Source organism: Priestia sp. YIM B13491 (genome assembly GCF_042787605.1).
Taxonomy (GTDB): domain Bacteria; phylum Bacillota; class Bacilli; order Bacillales; family Bacillaceae_H; genus Priestia; species Priestia megaterium_E.
Genome location: NZ_JBHZOR010000001.1, coordinates 895243 through 912016 on the forward strand (window position 1 = coordinate 895243; position 16774 = coordinate 912016).

Genomic DNA, 16774 nt, shown 5'->3' on the forward strand with positions numbered 1-16774 from the left:
GTGAAAACGAGTTATGCGAAAAATGTGGAAGAATAGAAAAGATATGTTATGGTAAAGAAAAGAGGTGATGGTATGCTACATTCATTTACGTTAAAAACGAATAAGCGTGACGAAATGATTGACGTGACGAGTCAGGTACAAGCATTAATAAGAACAGAAGGATTAAAAGAAGGGGCTGTAGTTGTTTACTGTCCTCATACAACCGCTGGTATAACAATTAATGAAAATGCGGATCCGGATGTAAAAACCGATATGATCCGACGTTTCGATGAAGTATATCCTTGGGAACATAAGTTAGATCTTCATATGGAAGGAAATACGGCTGCGCATCTCAAAGCGAGCACCGTCGGCTCCTCTCAGCATATAATCATTCACGATGGGCAGCTGCTGCTAGGAACGTGGCAAGGAATTTATTTTTGCGAGTTTGATGGACCAAGGACTCGTACGTATTATGTGAAAATTTTATCCCTACAATAACTTTTTTTCATACTCATTGTCCAACTTTCTTTTTAAAGTTGTTATAAAACAAAGTTTAGTTAATATAAATGTTATATAACAGTTAAAGGGAGAGATTGAACAATGGAAAAGATCGGTGCAGAACAAGAAACAGTGAAAAAAGAAAACGAAAAAACAAATTTTACATGGGTGGAAGAATACCCAACTATTTTAGACATTGTCAATGAGTATTACAGTACGTGTCGATAAATAAAGTGAAGAGACAAAATTATTTTAATTGAAAGAAGATCCGAATGAGTTTGATTCTTGCTTGAGAATTTAACGCGTTCGGATTTTTTCATTGGTAGGGTGGACGTAGGTTTCGTGTAGGTAGACGAGCAGGCTCATCGGCCGCTGACGGAAAACGAAGTCTTACACTGAGATCAACAGCGATGCAACAAGCAGTCGAGATCATTTATCTCACTTGTTCGTCTTTAGGTTGAATTGATTTAGTTATGTCTTACTATCTTTTTTTATAAAAAAAGATATAATAGTAGCAATTTTCCTAAAAGGTTTAATATAATAAAAATTAGGGTACTAAATTGTATGAAATAAAGATAAAACGCATCGTTTCATACTATTTCCTTTTTTACCGCTAGTATAGCCTTGAAGAAAAAGTTTCATTTGATATACTAACTATACGCTTAGTCTTTAAAAGAAAGATGAAGATTCATTGTCATTGTTACACGCAGTGAATGAGCTGCCTTTGCTTGGCGAAAACGTCGTACAAACAAAGACAGATAGCGAATTGTTTTGGGTGCGTTCATTTAGTTCAAAACAGGGAGGCGATTAGTCTATGTTACTTGTACGTATGGCCATGATTGGTTTCTTTTCATTAACAGCCATATCATTGTTTTCTTTTCAGTCCGTTGAAATTATCCATGCCATTATGGACTTTTTCTCATCAGCTGATAAGTACTAAAAAACTATATTTTTTTAAATAAAAAGCGGATAACCCTTAGGGGCTATCCGTCAAAAACCGCCCAAAAGGCGGTTTTTTTATGCTTATAGCTGTGCTAACAAACGCACTGCATTCATTCTCTGATGACAAAGTCCACGTGTTTTTTAGCTTAACATTCGTTAAAATAAGTATTTACGTACTGTTCAAACTGAAGCCAATCGTCCACGCGTGGGACATTTACTTCTTGGTTATACGGGTAGCTCATGGCAACAGCATGGCGACCTGTAGCTTGAAAAGCCTTCAAATTATGCGGTGCATCATCAAATAGCAAGTCTCCGTATATTTTATCTTTTTGGTGTGTAAACACGATATTATATTTTCCGATAAACGGAAGGTGTTTCTCAACCCACTGCTCTTTTTCTGTATAAGCATAGGTACGGCTGCTTGTGACAATTAAAATGGAAAACCTCTCATAAAGTCGTTTAAGAACCTCAACAGCATGAGGGAGAGGTTGTAAATGTAAAAAAAGCCCCGGCTGATCGAGGTAGTCATAAATTTTCGTGCCGCATTCCGGCTTTACATACTTTTCTGATTCCCAGCATTTTAACTTTTCAACCGATAAGCTGTCGCAATAATCTTGGTTATATTGGTTATGCCAATCCGTCATAAGATCACAAATGACAGAATCCATGTCAATTAAAAGGGTGTGCATTTATTCAACTTCCTTTACAGTATTCATCTACACGCTTGGTTTTGCAATGTAATGTGCTGTTTCTACTATACCAAATCTTTTACATGCATAAAAAGAGCAAGCCGCATCAAAATCGCACAGCTTGCCCTTTTTATAGAAACTACATTCTTTTAGCACCTAAATAGCGTTTGCTCCAATAGCTCTCTTTTAGAGAAGAGATGCTCACACCTTTAGATGAAGAGCAGTGAAGAAATTGGTTATTTCCTAAATAAATTCCTGCATGAGAAGGCCCTTTTGTATAAGTTTGGAAGAACACAATATCTCCAGCTTTTGGACTTGAGACGCGCGTTCCTTTTTGATAAATTTGAGCTACTGTTCGAGGAAGCTGAACCCCGCCGCCATGTTTGAACGCATAGCCAATAAAACCGCTGCAGTCAAAGCCGCTTGGCGTTGTTCCACCCCAGCGATATCGAACGCCCATATACTGTTTTCCTTTGTTAATCACTGCGTTAGGGTTATAGCGCGCTGAGCTAGAAGGCGATTTGCCCTTTGCTGAAACGCCTAGTTTAGCATACGTTCCTTTTCCGACAATACCATCTGCTGCTAGTCCATTTTTGCGCTGAAATGATTTTACAGCAGAAGTTGTAACAGTCCCAAAGTATGTAGTCGTATTCCCTTTAAAATAACCTTTATTTTTCAACGTTTGTTGTAGTTGTTTAACATCTTGGTGATTCATGCCTTGGCGAAGCGTTTGGTCGCCTAGAGCCGCTTGGCTGACAATCGGGCTAGTAGAAACAATAACGCCAGCAAGCGTAAGAGCTGCTATTACTTTTTTCATAAAACTAGTACCCCCTGAAAATTTTTCCTGATTTAAGTAAATTCATCATATCATCTTTCGACAGTGTTCTACGTTACAATTTCATTACATATATGAAAAAAATGAAATATAAAGGTGAATATAGTCTTATAAAAGCTGTAACTAAAAGGGTTCTTTAGATGTACAATATTGCTAGAAAAACTTTGAATATTTGACGGTAAATAACTAAAAGATATGAAAAAGTATGTACATTTAAAATTTAACAAAGAAATATGTTGTGAATTACTACACAAAAAGTTCGAACTCGGGTAAAATGTAGAACTATAATATAGTAGTCATGTATGTGACTTTGATGAGGTGAAAGTAATGAAAAGAATAGGTGTATTAACAAGCGGCGGAGATTCTCCAGGTATGAATCCTGCGGTTCGTGCTGTTGTGCGTAAAGCAATTCATGAAGGTATGGAAGTTTACGGTATCTATCAAGGATATCAAGGGTTAATAGAAGGAAATATTAAAAAGCTAGAAGTTGGAGATGTTGGTGACATCATTCAACGCGGTGGAACTATGCTTTATTCTGCAAGATGTCCAGAATTCAAAACAGAAGAAGGGCGTTTAAAAGGTATTGAAAACCTTAAGAAGCACGGTATTGAAGGCTTAGTAGTTATTGGTGGAGACGGATCATACATGGGAGCTGTAAAACTAACAGAGCTTGGTTTCCCTTGTATTGGTATTCCAGGAACAATTGATAACGACATTCCAGGAACAGATTTTACATTAGGATTTGATACGGCTCTTCATACGGTTATCGATGCAATTGATAAAATCCGTGACACGGCGACTTCTCATGAACGTACGTTTATTATTGAAGTTATGGGTCGTAATGCAGGAGACATTGCTCTTTGGTCAGGTCTTGCTGGCGGTGCGGAAACAATCCTTATCCCAGAAGCAAAAGACGAGTTCCAAGAAATGGTTGATCGTTTGAGAAAAGGACAAGAGCGCGGTAAAAAGCACAGCATTATCGTAGTAGCTGAAGGTGTAGCCAATGGTAATGAAGTAGCGAAGCAGCTTCATGAAGCTGCAGGTATTGAAACGCGTGTAACAGTATTAGGACACATTCAGCGCGGTGGTTCCCCAACTGCTCAAGATCGTGTGCTAGGAAGCCGTTTCGGCGGTCGTGCAGTCGAGCTTTTGCTAGAAGGTAAAGGCGGCCGTGCAATCGGTATCCGTAAAAATGAAATTGTAGATTATGATATTATGGAAATTTTAGGTGAACCTCACCATATCAATGCTGATATGTACCGTTTATCTAAAGAGCTTTCAATCTAATCACAGTATGGCTGAGGCGAAACTTCTTATATCGAAGGAGTTTCGTCTTTTTTTGATTGCATCCCTGTTCCTTCGCAGTGTTTGCATGTTTTCATGTAACCGATACCAGGAATAACGGCTAGCTTTCCGAGTCCTTTGCAAAAGGTGCAAATTAATTCAAAACCAAACATCGTTCCATCCCCTCTGTACAAGTTTTCTTTCAGTTTATCATAAAAGTAGACAAATAATTTTAAAAATTATAGAAATAATCAAAAAAATGATTACATTTGAACAGCGAGTGATATAGTAAAGAAAGAAGACCATTTTACAAAAGAGGAGAGGAAGCGTGATGTTTAAACGAATTTTACTTGCCTCAGATGGCTCAGAGCATGCAGCTAAAGCAACAGAAAAAGCTGTTCAGCTGGCTCAGCTGACGGAAAACAGTTTTATTCAGGTCATTTATGCAGTAGAGGGTGATTCAAGATTAAAATCACTTAGCCGCGATGAGGAACGTGAAAGCCGGATACATACAACAGATGAAATTTTAAAGCAAGGAAACGTGGAGTATGAGATTACGTTTATGCACGGAGACGCGGCTAAAACAGTGATTCAATTTGCTAATCAAAATTCATTTGACCTTGTAGTAATAGGAAGCAGAGGGTTAAATCCTGTAAAAGGCATGCTGCTTGGAAGCGTGAGTTCTAAGATTGCACAGCAAGTAACGATTCCTGTGCTAATTGTTAAATAGGAGAGAAATGCAATGGTAAAACAGTACAAAGAGTTAAAACAGCTCATTGATGATGCTAAACACATTTGTTTTTTTACGGGAGCAGGAATGAGCACAGAGTCGGGTATACCTGACTTTCGTTCTCAAAACGGCTTATATCGCCAAAACAAAAGCTTTGTGGACGTAGTAGCTGCTGACTTCTATGAACAGTATCCTCATGAATTTTGGCCGCTGTTTAAAGAAATTTTTCATGTTAAAATGCTGCATCAGTATAAAGCAAATACGGGCCATCGCTTTATTGCTGAACTAGAAGAAGCCAAAACCGTGCATGTAATTACGCAAAATATTGATGGCTTGCACCAAGATGCAGGAAGCACGAACGTTTTTGAAATTCATGGGTCCATTAAGAGAGCTCATTGTCCGAGCTGTAAAAAAGAGTATGACTTAGCGTATTTAAATCAGTCAGCTCTCCCGCAATGTACAGCGTGTGAGCGCCTTTTAAAGCCAAATGTTGTTCTCTTTGGAGATGCCATTCATCAGTTCGATGAAGCAGTTACAGCAGCGCTGTCATCTGATTTATTCATCGTGCTTGGTTCATCGCTTGAAGTAGCACCGATTAATCAGATTCCGCTGCTTGTGAGCCGGTACAATCGTACAAACATGGTGATGATTAATAAAGAACCTACGCATTATGATTATTTGTTTGATTTGGTTATCTATGGTTCCATTGGACAAGTGGTCGCAAATTTATAAGCGTCTATGCATGGACATAGCGCTTTTTTAGCATTTAGTGATAAAGTGAAGGGATGTATCATATGGTGTAGTACATCATCCATTCGCTAATGGATAGAAGGGATGTTTGCGCATATGAGTGGAGGCTTGAGAGTTTGTCTCTTCATTGTTGGTATTGCACTCAAAGTGACAGCTGTTTTGACTTTGATTTTTGAAATGAATCTTGTCCCTATTCACGGAAGGAGTCTCACTTATTATGCTGAAGCGATAGGTATGAAACTCCCCATTATCTGTTTTGTCCTTGGTTTTTTTTGTGTAGCAGCAAGCTTTTATTTACCTGCTAAAAATCGCCGCACCAGTAAATAGCAAGGGCAGGAGACTAACTAAAACGTTTGACTGCAAAGTTTTTAACATTTAAAATAAAGTCAATAAGTTTAAAAAGAAATAGGATAATTATTCCTTAATCTTTTTAGATATACGGAAATAGAGGTGATTGGATGGGGCAGTGTACCACGTTGGCGAAGTAGCATTATATGCACCAGTGTCAAAGCGTACAATACAGTATTATACAAACCAACATTTGCTTCACGCATATCGCTCTTTATCACATAATCGCTCTTTTAAGACGTTAGCAGACTTTAACTTTATAAAGATTGGAAACTACTAAATTTTTTATAAATGAATGGAAGAGAGAATCAGCGCTGAAGCAACATCATGAAATGAAGCGATGTGAGCCATTGCTTCACATCTAGAACAGCTGAATAAAGAATGACCTGCTACATTAACGAGTGAAACGTGAGATAAGGAAGAAAGACTGGCAGTTTTGCTCCATATAAAAATGTTTATACATTTATCATGTGATTCCTCCTTATATACACTTTTCCAAGTGATCAGTACAGGGATAGAGTTCTTTATCCAAATTTTTTATTTTTTAGGAGGTGAGTCCTTACTCGTTTTTAAACGAGCTAAGGAACTTGATTGGACATATTTAACTTGATTTTACTAGCGGTACTGATTGCATTAACTGCTTTTTTCGTTGCTACCGAGTTTGCGATTATTCGCGTGAGGAGTTCCAAAGTGGATCAGCTTATAGCAGAAGGGAGCAGCAATGCAAAAGCTGCGAAGCAAGTTATTTCAAATTTAGATGAATACTTATCTGCGTGTCAGCTTGGTATTACGATTACTGCGCTGGGAATTGGTTGGTTAGGAGAGCCTACACTTTCGCATCTCCTCTCCCCATTACTTGATCAACTAGGGATAAGCGGAGCTTTAACAAAAGTACTATCTGTTGCGATTTCTTTTGCGGTTGTTACATTTATAAATGTTGTGGTCGGAGAGCTTGCTCCGAAAACATTTGCAATTCAAAAAGCAGAGAAAGTCACTTTATTATTTGTTCGTCCGCTTATACTCTTTTATAAAGTAACCTATCCTTTCATTTGGCTATTAAACAGTTCTTCTCGTTTAATAACAGGGTTATTTGGTCTAAAGCCTGCTTCAGAAAATGAGCTTGCACACAGTGAAGAAGAGCTTCGCATCTTGTTATCAGAAAGCTATAAAAGCGGTGAAATCAATCAATCGGAGTTTAAATATGTAAGTAAAATTTTTGACTTTGATGATCGCGTTGCCAAGGAGATTATGGTGCCGCGTACGGAAGTCGTTTCGATTGACCAGGAAGATACGGTCGAATACATCCTTGAGATGGTCCAAGAAGAACGGTTTACCCGCTATCCGGTCATCGATGGAGATAAAGACCATATTATTGGAATGGTCAATATGAAAGAGATTTTAACCGAGATTGTCATGAACAACAGCAAGGAAAAAATAGATTTAAAACAGTATATCCGTCCTGTTATTGAAGTAATTGAATCGATTCCTATTCATGATTTATTGCTTAAGATGCAGCGTGAACGCATCCATATGGCTATTTTAATTGATGAATACGGTGGAACAGCAGGGATTGTAACAGTAGAGGATATTTTAGAGGAAATTGTCGGTGAAATTCGTGATGAATTTGATGCGGATGAACTTCCATTAATTCAGAAAGTCAAACCGGATCATTATATTGTAGATGGAAAATTACTGGTAAGTGAGCTTAACGAGCTGCTTGGCACAACAATTGATGATACGGATGTTGATACAATTGGAGGCTGGGTCTTGACGGAAAAATATGACGTCAAGCAAGGAGAAAGCCTTAGCTTTGATCAGTATGACTTTACCGTTACAAAAATGGAAGGCCATCACATTCAATATATTGATGTGATCAAAAAACGTCAGGTGCATCAAAGCACAGATGAAGCGGTTAATGTGGCGGACATGAACCAGTCACAGGCTTTATCTTCATAATAAGAAGGCGCATTGCGAAAGAGCAGTGCGTCTTTTTGTTATAGAAAAGTGTGCGGAGAAGATGACAAAGTCATATGATGGAACTATGGGATAATATTACCGCTATGAATCTTGAAATCAATTTGCTTTAATAAAAGTATGAAAACTCTATCAAAACTTTTATTAGTAACATTGTTGTCTGTCACTCTAGCTTTTGGTCTTAATAACACTGCGCAAGCAGCAACCGTACATACCGTTCAATCGGGAGATACGATGTGGAAAATAGCAGTAAAATATCAGGTTGGCGTTTCCGAGCTGATTGAAGCGAATTCTGCTATTAAAAATCCTAATTCAATCTACCCGGGACAAAAAATTACCATACCAACAGATAAAGCAGGAAGTTCATACGAAGAGCAAGTGGTTCAGCTAGTGAATCAAGAACGCGCTAAAGTAGGGCTTAAGCCTTTAAAATCTAATTGGGAAGTAGCTCGCGTTGCTCGCTATAAATCGCAGGATATGATTGATAAAAACTATTTCAGTCATACATCGCCTACATATGGAAGTCCGTTCGACATGATGAAGAAATTTGGTATTACATACAGTACAGCAGGTGAAAATATCGCTGCTGGACAAGCAACTCCAAAAGAAGTGGTTAACGCATGGATGAATAGCGAAGGTCACCGTAAAAACATACTATCGAGTCAATTTACCGAAATCGGAGTAGGTTACGCTAAAGGCGGAAGCTACGGCCATTACTGGACTCAAATGTTCATTTCAAACTAAAAAAGAAAGGAAAAAAAGCTGACTACTAAGTCAGCTTTTTTTTAGCTTCGAGCACTTTCTAGAAATTCTTTTGGATTGCCAGAAAGCTTTCCGTCCTGCTCAACGATGAGTGTGCGCGTAGGGAAAGCAAATTCTACGCCTTCTTCTTCAAGAATGTCCATAATTTCGAAGTTTATATTTTCTTTTACATCTAAATAATCAGCAAAAACGGTTGTATTTGTAAAGAAATACAGATAGATATTTAGACTAGATTCATAGAAGCCGTCAAAATTTACAAGAATCGTTTCATTGTGAATTTCTTCGTGTTCAGTCAGCATCTTTTTAATTCTTGCCACTACGGTTTCTAACTTTTCTTTTGGTGTATTATAATTCAAATTTAAATGAAAGGCAATTTGACGTTTCCCCATTTTAGCCCAGTTAATAATAGGTTCATTAGAAAGAGTAGCATTTGGAACCGTTACGACTGCTTGAGCGAACGTTCGAACTTTGGTGCTTCGAAACGTAATATCTTCTACAACGCCTTCAACACTAGGTGTTTTAATCCAATCTCCAATGGTAAAAGGCTTTTCGGTAATAATTACAATTCCGCCGAATAAATTACTAACGGTGTCTTTTGCGGCTAGGGCAAAAGCAAGACCACCTAATCCAAGACCCGCTACAAAGCCGTTTACGTTAAAACCCCATTCTTCTGCGATGATGGAGATAGAAAGCATAACCACAACGATGCGGATGAACTTTTCAATAAAAGGAATAATGATTCGATCCACTTGGATATCAAAATTTTTGGCAAACGTTGCAAAAAATAAATTGGTAGAAGCAGCTAAATTATACAAGCCCCATCCTGCAAGGCCAACAGAAGCTGAACGAACTAAATGTCTTTCCGTGTCGGCTGTTAAAACATCAAAGGGAAGATAGGGAAGAGCAAGCTTGAAACCAATAATCACAAAAATCCAGCGCAGCGGCTTTTCAAAAGCTTCTAAAACGCTCGTAATTAAATTGATTTTTTTATTTTTGACAAAACCAATAATAAACTTAAACAAATAAGTCGTGAAAAGCTTGCGAAGAATTAAAAAGATCAAAAAGATCCCAATCGCAATCACGATTTTTTTCCAATCATCTAACGATGACAGAGACTTCAAAAAATCCATACAATCCTCCTAGTTACCAAAACTGTGCTACAGTCCATTTATATCCGTCAATTGAAAGCATTTCTATGTAGAGTGTTCTTTACCCTAAATTCATGCTTTTTAAAAGCTTCTTCCCTATTAAAATAGCACAAAAATACCTGTAAATCTATTTAAGTGATAATTATGAATATATCTCTTTTTAGTAAAAGAGACAGGCAATAGTCTGAAAATAAGTTGTATAATAAATAGGTGATATTATAAACGTTAATTTATCTTATTATTTATTTAAAACGTGCGTTGGAGGGAGAAGCTTTGTTAAGTCAATTAAATAGAATGCTAGAAAAATTGATGCCGTTTATTACGCCTGTCAGCTTGCTCATAGGAGTTCTTATCGGTTCGTCCTTAAGTCAGTATACCTTATTAATTCCATGGCTTTTCGCATTAATGACGTTTGCCGGAAGTTTGAATTCAAACTTTCACCAGTTAAATGCCACGATACACCGTCCATTTCCAATCATTATGGCCCTGTTTGTTTTACATATTTTTATGCCAGCGTGGGCTTGGAGCGTTGGCCAAGTGATTTTTCCACATGATGTATTTACAAGCACGGGTCTTTTGCTAGCAGCGATTATTCCAACAGGAGTGACTAGTTTTATATGGGTCTCGATTTACAAAGGAAGCATTCCTCTTGCGCTATCCATTATTTTAATTGATACTCTTTTAGCCCCGCTTATCGTTCCTTATACGCTTTTATTGGTGGTTGGAGACACCGTGCATTTGGAAGCGCTAAAGTTAGTCAAAGATTTATGTTTTATGATTGTCCTTCCATCTTTGTTAGGCATGTGCTTAAATCAATATACAAAAGGAACAATTAAGCAGACATTAGGACCAAAGCTGGCGCCTGTTTCGAAAATAGGGTTAAGTGTGATGGTTATGATAAATGGGGGAGTGATTGCACCTTATTTAAAACATATTGATAAAAAACTGCTGTTTATTATCGTGATTGTCTTTTTAATGAGTTCAGCTGGTTATTTCTTCAGCTGGATGATTGGCAAATGGCTAAGGTGGGACCGAGCAAAAGTTGTGACGCTTACGTTTTGCGGAGGCATGAGAAATATTAGCGCTGGAGCCGTGTTAGCCGTATCTTATTTTCCAGCTCCCGTTGCTGTACCGGTTGTGCTGGGGATGTTATTTCAGCAGGTATTAGCTGCTTTATCGGGGCGTTTAGTTCAAAACTATTACGAGAAAAAAGATGCTGAATTTGTTTCATTAAAATGAAGAAGCAAGAGACGAACCTAAAGTAAGCACTCTGTTTTAATGATAGGAGATAAGGGGCTTGTACGCTTGCTGCGTTCAAGGTAACGAGATGATTAGAAAAAGGAACGGTGTGGCATACTAGAAACAAAAAGGTCGGATATTTTTGCTTATCAATATAGCGCTGGCGTTTGTTTTACCTTGGATTTTTGGAACACTCTATTTACATCCTAAAAATCGTCGTTTACTGCCTTTAGTAGGAACTGCTTTTTGCGTTTTAGCAATCGTTATTAATGAATTAGGGAGCTATTATGGTTTTTGGAAACTCGGCACTTCTTTAGAAAATGAAGCATTAGAAGCGCTGCCTTTTAATTTAGGCGTCTATCCTGTATTGGCCAGCTATATGATTTTTTTAATCCAGCGAATTGGAAAGCCTCATTTTTTTGTTTTTCTTATTGCGCTGTTTACAACATTTTTGGAAGGAACGTATGTGCATATGGAAAGAGTTACATACGGAAACGGATGGAATCTCGGCTGGACATTTTTTTCCTACTGGATTCCGTACGGCGTGATTTATTTATACTATAGGTATTTGGTTAGTCTTAGACTGCTTCACTAGAAGAAAGAGAAAGAAGTAAATTTGCACAATAAAAAAAGCCGTGAATATTCACGGCTTTTTTTATTAGATCGCTTCTTTCGAGCTAGATTTATCTTTTGAATGATCCCATGCATCAATATTATCAAGTCCAGAAATGCTGTCTTGGTAGAAGACAGGGTCTTTTCCAGCTTTCTTTTGGGCAAGATAATCTTTCAGTGCTGCAAAAGAAATTTTCGAGAGCAAGAGAATCGCGATTAAGTTAACCACTACCATCAAGCCCATAAACAGGTCTGCTAAATCCCATACAAGCTGAATTTGAGAAATAGAACCGAACACAATCATTGCAAGTACAGCAACACGATAAGTCATCAGCCAAGCTTTATTTGTGTTCAAGAACTCAATATTTGTTTCTCCGTAGTAGTAGTTACCAATTAATGTACTAAAAGCAAATAGGAAAATCATAATTGCAAGAGCACCTGTTGCCCAAGAACCAATGTGAGTGCTTAAAGCAGCTTGTGTTAACTCAATACCGCTTAAATTTTTATTTGTATAAGTACCTGAAAGCAAAATGATAAAGGCAGTACTACTACAAATAATAAGCGTATCTGTTAATACACCAAATGCTTGAATCAACCCTTGTTTTACCGGGTGGCTTGTTGTTGCAGCTGCGGCTGCATTCGGCGCACTACCCATACCCGCTTCGTTTGAGAATAATCCGCGTTTAATTCCTTGCATAAGAGCTGCTCCAAGAGAACCGCCGGCAATTTGATCGAAACCAAATGCATTTTTAACGATTAACGCAATAAGAGAAGGCATTTCTTGAATGTTCATGATAATAATGAAAAGTGCTACTGCAATATAGGCAACAGCTAGTACCACAACAATGTATTCTGACATTTTTGCAATACGCTTAACTCCGCCAAAAATAATGGCAGCGAAAGCCACTGTCATAATAATTCCTAACACTAAACGATTTGTTCCGAACGCATTTTCAAACGCAAGAGTAATCGTGTTTGATTGTACAGCATTAAAAATTAAGCCGAATGATAAAGTGATTAAGACAGCAAACAGTCCGCCCATCCAGCGCTTCTTTAACCCTTTTTCCATATAGTAAGCCGGTCCGCCTCGGAAGCCGCCGTCTTTGTCTTTTACTTTGTATATTTGTGCTAATGTACTTTCGATAAATGCTGAAGCTGAACCGATAACGGCAAGCACCCACATCCAAAATACAGCACCAGGTCCCCCTAAAGCGATCGCAATCGCAATACCTGTAATGTTCCCCGTACCAACGCGGGCTGCCATACTGATACAAAACGCTTGGAATGGCGAAATTCCGTCTTTAGAAGAGCTATCCGCACCTTCTTTTAATACACGAACCATTTCTTTTAATAACCGAATTTGTAAAAACTTTGACCTGAATGTAAAAAACAAACCAAATGCAATCAGCATCGCAATCAGTAAGTAGGACCAAAGAAATTCGTTGATTGAACTAACAAAACCTTGAACTACTTCTTGCATAGTTTCACCTCTTCATGAATTATAGTAGAATAATAATAAAAAAACGTGAATTTATAGAATTTTCCCTCTATTTAGATAGATCTCCCTATTTCCCCGCTGTTTTTCTTCATTATCCTTGTCGAATCTTGTTGCTAAATCTGAACCTTATATATATATAAAATAATAATTTTGGTCTTTTGTCAACTAACCTCACATGGAAAAATAGGGTGATATGACAAATGAAGCGGGTATGAAAAGGCGATAACAGCAGGATGAAAGAAATTTCAGTTTGTTTTACTTAATTGTTGCTAGAAAATAAAAGTTTTAGGCCAAGTACGCCAAAAACCGTTCCTTTTACATATTTTAATGTGTGCTGAAAGATACGGCTTTTTTTGACTTTTTTCCCAAGGCCAGAAGCAAATAGCGCAATAAGTGAAAAGATGATGAGCGTTTCGGCGATAAAGATGATACCAAACAAAATCATTTGCAAACTTACATGTCCAAGAGACGAATTAACAAACTGCGGTAAGAACGTAATGAAGAAAATAGCTACTTTTGGATTGGTCAAGTTGCTAACAAATCCTTTTCTAAAGTGATGGTGCTGCTGAACGTTTTCTGTTAATTCCAACGGACCGCTTTTCTCGCGAAACGATTGGTAGGCTAAAAACAGCAGGTACAGAACACCTACAACCTTTAGAATCGTAAAGGCAATAATTGATTTTTGAAAGATAATTGATAGCCCCACTGCGGCTAAAAGAGTATGTACAAATGTTCCCGTAATAGATCCTAATACGGTTTTGATGCCTGCTTTGACGCCTGAAGCAATACTTTGTGTCATTACGAAAATCATGTCTTGTCCTGGTATTAAGACAATGATAAGTGACACGGCTATGTAAGGTATAAGCCAAGAAAATGTCATGATGATTCCCTCCCAACAGAATTTTAACCATTTCGACAAAAAGTTCTCAAGAGTGTGTGCTAATGAATTAATAGATTAATGGAGTAAAGTTAAGAAGGTGTAAAAGCGTAAAAAGAGGTTATTCTCCTTAATAAAAATCAATAAAAGGTGTAGGAAAAAAATAGGTGGTGTTGTATAATAATTCGATATACTTAATTTTTATAGAAAGAGGGTAAAAATTTATGAAGTACTGTTTAGCACAGCCGGAGGACGCTGCTACAGTTCACGATCTTATGCTGCAAGCCTTCTCCGTCTATCGCGATTCTGTCCCACCATCTAGTGCTCTTGATGAAACAATCGAATCTATTATGCAATCGTTAAAGCACGAAAAAGAAGCTGTCATTTTATACGTCGAAAATAAGCCGGTAGCGATGGCGCGTTTTACGCTAGAAGAAACGAGCTTATATTTTTACCGGTTGTCTGTTATTCCTGCTTTTCAAGGAAAAGGAATGGCTAAACAGCTTATTCAATGGTTAGAGATATATGCCAAAGAGTGTGGCAAGGAAAGTTTATCATGCAAGGTGAGAATGAGCGTTTCTCGTAATATAGCTTTGTATGAATCAATCGGCTTTTACATAGAGGAAAAAGAAATCGTACATAGAGACGGAGTGAATATTCCCGTAGTAAATATGAAAAAAGAGATTTTAAAAGGAGTCATGGCATGAATAAATCAACTCTTCCTTTACCGCCTCCTGTCTTTCTTTTAATCGGTGTATTAGCCGTTTCTTTTTCTTCTATTTTAATTAAATGGTCGGACGCGCCTGCTTCTATTTTAGGAATGTATAGACTGCTGTTTACGGTCCTTTTATTTTTACCGTTTTTACCATGGAGGAAAATGAAAATTCTTTTTAAAAACAGCACGGTAAAAGAATGGCTAATGCTAGCTGTATCAGGCGTGTTTTTAGGGCTTCACTTTCTGTTTTGGATGGAGTCTTTTTCACATACAACAGTTGCTAGTGCTATGATTTTGACTGCGCTTGAGCCGGTCTTCGTAGTGATAGGAGCTTATTTTTTATTTAAAGAAAAAACAAGCAAAGTAGGAATCATCAGCATTTTAATTGCTGTTAGCGGCTCGGTAATTATTGCATCGGGAGATATCGGAGTATCTAAAACGGCTCTTTACGGAGACTTACTTTCTATTTTAGGTACAGTAGCTGTTTCTGTTCATATGCTTGCGGGGCAAGAATTATGCAGGAAAATGCCTTCAATCATCTATAGCTTCGCCGTTTTTTTAATCGGTGGCCTGGTTCTATTTGTCTACAATATTTGTACAAACGTATCGCTGACTCATTATGACCCAAAAGATTGGTGGATTTTTTTGCTTTTAGCGCTTATTCCTAATATTTTTGGTCATGCCTTATTTAACTGGCTGTTAAAGTACGTAGGTGCTACGACAATTTCAATGGCTATTTTAGGAGAGCCAATTGGTGCCATCATTCTCGCTTATTTCTTGCTTGGAGAAATGACAACTGTTTCTCAGCTAGTGGGAGGGATGATTGTGATGATTAGTGTGATGATCTTCTTAAAGTACAAAGCAGAAGAGCCAGAAAAAGTCATGGCTCTTCAAGAAAAGTCCAATATCAGCTAATTGGATAGGCAAGCAGCACCGAGTATGATACAGTTTATTTATCATTATTTACCATTTGATAAAGAGGCTTTTATTAAACTACATAAAGCGGGTGTAAATATGCTGAAAAAACTAACGGACCATGTTTATTACTTTCCTCATTCTCAAGAAACGGATCGGCCGGTGCTCGGGCTTATATGCGGGGAGAAGTATAGTTTCATCGTAGATGCCGGGAATTCTCCTGGTCATGCATCATTATTTTTAGAAGAAGTTGGAAAAATGGGCGTCCCTCCAATCAAAGGAGTAGCTATTACGCATTGGCACTGGGATCATACATTTGGCATTCATGCCATGAACAAGTATACAATCAGCCATCATCTAACGAAGAAAAAGCTGGCTTATTTAAAGACACTGCGCTGGGACGATGATGCCTTGGATAAACGTGTTCGGGAAGGTGAAGAAATCGAATTTTGCCGGGACATGATCAAGAAAGAAATGCCTAGTCGAGAGACGTTAATTTTACAGGAGCCGGACGTAACGTTTCATCATCATATGGAAGTTGACCTAGGTGGAATCACTTGTTGCATTCAGCATATTGGCGGAGTACACGCGCAGGACTCGTCCATTGTCTACATACCCCAAGAAAAAGTCCTGTTTTTAGGTGATTGTCTATGTCCAGATTTTTATAGCGGTGACTGGAGTTATGATAAAGAAGACTTTGAGCGGATTCAAAGAGAGCTTAAAAAATATGATGCGCAGTATTATCTCTCATCTCATTTTGACCCTGAAACTCCTGAGGAACTTTGGCGAGATTTAAACCAATTGAGTGCGATTGGAGAAATTGTAGGAAATGAAGTCGATTTAGAAAAAGCATGTTTTCAGTTTGAATGTGAAACGTATAAGAAGCCAACAAATGAGCAAAAAGAGAGAATACAGTATTTTGTTAATGGAAATGTCAAACGCAAAAGCAGAGAACTGTTTTGATAGTTTATGCCTAATG

At 37.8% G+C, this 16774-nt stretch carries 20 protein-coding genes; 14 read left to right on the forward strand and 6 right to left on the reverse strand.

Annotation, left to right across the window (positions count from 1 at the left end):
* Positions 1-72: 72 nt before the first annotated feature.
* The 3 genes from ACFX4E_RS04560 (at position 73) to ACFX4E_RS04570 (ending at position 1417) form a co-directional block, all read left to right on the forward strand.
* Positions 73-477: a secondary thiamine-phosphate synthase enzyme YjbQ gene (locus tag ACFX4E_RS04560; protein WP_028410928.1), complete on the forward strand. Its 405-nt coding sequence runs from the start codon at positions 73-75 to the stop codon at positions 475-477.
* A gap of 102 nt (positions 478-579) precedes the next feature.
* A complete protein-coding gene (locus ACFX4E_RS04565; RefSeq protein ID WP_016765283.1) occupies positions 580-705 on the forward strand; it encodes a hypothetical protein in 126 nt (41 codons plus the stop codon).
* Positions 706-1291: 586 nt separating this feature from the next.
* Positions 1292-1417 carry a hypothetical protein gene (locus ACFX4E_RS04570; RefSeq protein ID WP_013058681.1) on the forward strand — a complete coding sequence of 42 codons (126 nt, stop codon included), beginning with the start codon at positions 1292-1294 and terminating at the stop codon, positions 1415-1417.
* A gap of 148 nt (positions 1418-1565) precedes the next feature.
* Here ACFX4E_RS04570 and ACFX4E_RS04575 read toward each other — a convergent pair whose 3' ends face one another.
* Complete coding sequence (locus ACFX4E_RS04575) at positions 1566-2108, reverse strand: 5' nucleotidase, NT5C type (RefSeq protein ID WP_028410929.1); 543 nt, start codon at positions 2106-2108, stop codon at positions 1566-1568.
* 139 nt (positions 2109-2247) lie between these two features.
* Entirely contained in the window at positions 2248-2925 is a 678-nt protein-coding gene (locus ACFX4E_RS04580; RefSeq protein WP_016765281.1) for a C40 family peptidase, read from the reverse strand.
* A gap of 345 nt (positions 2926-3270) precedes the next feature.
* Between ACFX4E_RS04580 and pfkA the strand changes: the two genes are divergently transcribed.
* Positions 3271-4230, forward strand: a complete 960-nt coding sequence (gene pfkA / locus ACFX4E_RS04585) for a 6-phosphofructokinase (RefSeq protein WP_013058678.1) — start codon at positions 3271-3273, stop codon at positions 4228-4230.
* A gap of 26 nt (positions 4231-4256) precedes the next feature.
* On the opposite strand, the gene ACFX4E_RS04590 is transcribed toward pfkA, so the two are convergent.
* Positions 4257-4400, reverse strand: coding sequence for a hypothetical protein (locus ACFX4E_RS04590; protein WP_013058677.1), 144 nt, complete (start codon positions 4398-4400; stop codon positions 4257-4259).
* Between the two features lie 158 nt (positions 4401-4558).
* Here ACFX4E_RS04590 and ACFX4E_RS04595 point away from each other — a divergent pair, with 158 nt between their 5' ends.
* The 5 genes from ACFX4E_RS04595 (at position 4559) to safA (ending at position 8773) form a co-directional block, all read left to right on the forward strand.
* On the forward strand, positions 4559-4957 hold the full coding sequence (locus tag ACFX4E_RS04595) for a universal stress protein (protein ID WP_013058676.1): 399 nt from the start codon (positions 4559-4561) through the stop codon (positions 4955-4957).
* Positions 4958-4969: 12 nt separating this feature from the next.
* Positions 4970-5689, forward strand: coding sequence for an NAD-dependent protein deacylase (locus ACFX4E_RS04600; protein ID WP_028410930.1), 720 nt, complete (start codon positions 4970-4972; stop codon positions 5687-5689).
* A 114-nt stretch (positions 5690-5803) separates the two neighbouring features.
* A complete protein-coding gene (locus tag ACFX4E_RS04605) occupies positions 5804-6034 on the forward strand; it encodes a YuzI family membrane protein (RefSeq protein WP_016765278.1) in 231 nt (76 codons plus the stop codon).
* Positions 6035-6646: 612 nt separating this feature from the next.
* On the forward strand, positions 6647-8011 hold the full coding sequence (locus ACFX4E_RS04610) for a hemolysin family protein (RefSeq protein WP_028410931.1): 1365 nt from the start codon (positions 6647-6649) through the stop codon (positions 8009-8011).
* Positions 8012-8149: 138 nt separating this feature from the next.
* Positions 8150-8773, forward strand: a complete 624-nt coding sequence (gene safA, locus ACFX4E_RS04615) for a SafA/ExsA family spore coat assembly protein (protein WP_074677042.1) — start codon at positions 8150-8152, stop codon at positions 8771-8773.
* 41 nt (positions 8774-8814) lie between these two features.
* On the opposite strand, the gene ACFX4E_RS04620 is transcribed toward safA, so the two are convergent.
* Positions 8815-9921: a mechanosensitive ion channel family protein gene (locus ACFX4E_RS04620; protein ID WP_025750169.1), complete on the reverse strand. Its 1107-nt coding sequence runs from the start codon at positions 9919-9921 to the stop codon at positions 8815-8817.
* 291 nt (positions 9922-10212) lie between these two features.
* Between ACFX4E_RS04620 and ACFX4E_RS04625 the strand changes: the two genes are divergently transcribed.
* Both ACFX4E_RS04625 and ACFX4E_RS04630 read left to right on the forward strand, forming a co-directional pair.
* Complete coding sequence (locus ACFX4E_RS04625; protein ID WP_377237861.1) at positions 10213-11178, forward strand: bile acid:sodium symporter family protein; 966 nt, start codon at positions 10213-10215, stop codon at positions 11176-11178.
* A gap of 142 nt (positions 11179-11320) precedes the next feature.
* Positions 11321-11773 carry a CBO0543 family protein gene (locus ACFX4E_RS04630; protein WP_098334028.1) on the forward strand — a complete coding sequence of 151 codons (453 nt, stop codon included), beginning with the start codon at positions 11321-11323 and terminating at the stop codon, positions 11771-11773.
* Between the two features lie 63 nt (positions 11774-11836).
* On the opposite strand, the gene ACFX4E_RS04635 is transcribed toward ACFX4E_RS04630, so the two are convergent.
* On the reverse strand, positions 11837-13270 hold the full coding sequence (locus tag ACFX4E_RS04635) for an alanine/glycine:cation symporter family protein (protein ID WP_060747121.1): 1434 nt from the start codon (positions 13268-13270) through the stop codon (positions 11837-11839).
* Positions 13271-13547: 277 nt separating this feature from the next.
* Positions 13548-14168 (reverse strand): LysE family translocator, encoded by a 621-nt coding sequence (locus ACFX4E_RS04640; protein ID WP_013058667.1) that lies wholly within the window; start codon positions 14166-14168, stop codon positions 13548-13550.
* A gap of 221 nt (positions 14169-14389) precedes the next feature.
* Here ACFX4E_RS04640 and ACFX4E_RS04645 point away from each other — a divergent pair, with 221 nt between their 5' ends.
* Genes ACFX4E_RS04645 through ACFX4E_RS04655 form a run of 3 tightly spaced genes read left to right on the forward strand, consistent with a single transcriptional unit; the run spans position 14390 to position 16758 of the window.
* Positions 14390-14872 (forward strand): GNAT family N-acetyltransferase, encoded by a 483-nt coding sequence (locus ACFX4E_RS04645; RefSeq protein ID WP_028410936.1) that lies wholly within the window; start codon positions 14390-14392, stop codon positions 14870-14872.
* On the forward strand, positions 14869-15795 hold the full coding sequence (locus tag ACFX4E_RS04650; protein ID WP_098433268.1) for a DMT family transporter: 927 nt from the start codon (positions 14869-14871) through the stop codon (positions 15793-15795). Before ACFX4E_RS04645 ends, ACFX4E_RS04650 begins: the two co-directional genes overlap by 4 nt.
* A gap of 24 nt (positions 15796-15819) precedes the next feature.
* On the forward strand, positions 15820-16758 hold the full coding sequence (locus ACFX4E_RS04655; RefSeq protein ID WP_098792043.1) for an MBL fold metallo-hydrolase: 939 nt from the start codon (positions 15820-15822) through the stop codon (positions 16756-16758).
* Positions 16759-16774 lie beyond the last annotated feature (16 nt).